Source organism: Desertihabitans aurantiacus, from assembly GCF_003344635.1.
Classification (GTDB): domain Bacteria; phylum Actinomycetota; class Actinomycetes; order Propionibacteriales; family Propionibacteriaceae; genus Desertihabitans; species Desertihabitans aurantiacus.
Genome location: NZ_QPKK01000441.1, coordinates 1 through 1,860, shown reverse-complemented (window position 1 = coordinate 1,860; position 1,860 = coordinate 1). Strand labels below are relative to the sequence as shown.

Below are 1,860 nucleotides of genomic sequence, written 5' to 3'. Positions count from 1 at the left end.
GGGCGGGAAGCTGGGGACGGACACGATCAGTGGAAGTCGGGCTGGGCCTGCGGCTGACGGCCCTGCTGCGGCTGGCGCTGCTCGTTCCAGACCGGGGTGGGCGGCGGCACCATCGCCACCACCCGCTCGATCACCTGGGCGGGGTCGATGTTGTCGGCGATGGCGTCGAAGCCGAGCACCAGGCGGTGCGCCATCACGTCACGGGCGACCGCCTGGACGTCGGTGGGCAGCACGTAGTCGCGGCCGTGGATGAGCGCCAGCGCCCGCGATGCGGCGACCAGACCGAGGGTGGCGCGCGGGCTGCAGCCGATCTGGATCACCGAGGTGAGGTCGGGCATCCCGAACTCGGCCGGCGTCCGGGTGGCCAGCACCAGCCGCACCACGTACTCGGCGACGAGGTTGTGCACGAAGATGTTGGAGGCCCGGTCCTGCAGGCCGCGGACGAGGTCGGGGTCGAGCACCCGCTCGGCCTCCGGCGGGGTGACGCTCATCCGCCGCAGGATCTCGAACTCCTCGTTGCCGCGCGGGTAGGGCACGTCCACCTTGAGCAGGAAGCGGTCGCGCTGGGCCTCCGGCAGCGGGTACACGCCCTCGGACTCGACCGGGTTCTGGGTGGCGATGACGATGAACGGCTTGGGCGCGGGGTAGGTGCGTCCGCCGAGGGAGACCTGCTTCTCCGCCATCAGCTCCAGCATCGCCGACTGCACCTTGGCCGGGGCGCGGTTGATCTCGTCGGCCAGCACGAAGTTGACGAAGACCGGCCCGAGCTCGATGTCGAAGCCCTCCTGGCTGGCCTTGTAGATGCGCGTGCCGACGATGTCGGAGGGCACCAGGTCGGGGGTGAACTGGACGCGGGAGAAGTCACCGCCGACCACGTTCGCGAAGCTGCGCACGGCCAGCGTCTTGGCCACCCCGGGGACGCCCTCGAGCAGGATGTGCCCCTTCGCCAGCAGCCCCACCATCAGCTGCTCGACCATGTGCTCCTGGCCGACGATCACCCGCTGCACCTGCGAGATGGCCCGTCCGAGGAGCTGCGAGACCTGCTGGTTGCTGAGCTGATCGATGCTGCTCGGAGTACTCACGCATCATCTCCCGTGTGTGTCCCCCCGGTGGTCGGTGCCTCGGGAGCTGGGTGGCCATCGTGCCCCACCCGCGGTGCAGGCAGGGCCCGGCCCATTCTGGCAGACGGCGCAATCGGACCCGGGCCGACCGGGCGGTGCCGTCGGGCACCGGGCCGACCTCCGTTGCCCCGCACGGCAGAATGGGCGCCGATCGCCGAGGAGGTCGGCCGGAGCCGCACCTGTGATGAGATGAGGACCGATGTCGACGCCCGAAGAGCCCGCCGGCGGCCGCACCGGCCCGCTCGCGTACCCGTTGACCGAGGCCGACCCGCCCCGCGTCGACGAGTTCTGGCTGGACGCCCGGCTCAACGCCCAGCCCAGCGGCGTCACCTACCTCGCCCACGACAACGACGACACCCCGGTGCTGCTGATGCTGCTGTCGGAGGGTGCCGCCGGTGACCTGGCCGCCCGGGAGCGGTTCGCCGGACGGGTCAACGCCCTGCACATCGACGACGTCGTCGCCCGCGGCGGGCACGGCCAGGACGAGGGCCGGCTGGCCCGCCGGTTCCGGCCCGAGGGCGAGGTCCCGCAGACCCTGCCCGGCTCCCCCGCCCCGTGGGCGGCGCTGCGGCACACCGGCCCGGACGCGGTGGCCGGCACCCGCGCCATCCTCGACGACGTCCAGCTGGCGATGCTGCCGCCGCAGGGCCGGCCCGCCGGCCCCGACTACCAGCACTACTGGATCGACCGGGTCCGCCCCGGGCTCACCCGGCTGTGGCCGCTGCCCTGGCCCGGACGC

2 pseudogenes are annotated in these 1,860 nt (G+C 72.7%); one reads left to right on the top strand and one right to left on the bottom strand.

What is annotated here, in order from left to right:
- Positions 1 to 26 precede the first annotated feature (26 nt).
- Positions 27 to 1,031, bottom strand: a pseudogene (locus tag DVA66_RS19965) (AAA family ATPase); the annotation flags it as partial.
- A 289-nt stretch (positions 1,032 to 1,320) separates the two neighbouring features.
- Here DVA66_RS19965 and DVA66_RS19960 point away from each other — a divergent pair.
- A pseudogene (locus tag DVA66_RS19960) lies at positions 1,321 to 1,860 on the top strand (hypothetical protein); the annotation flags it as partial.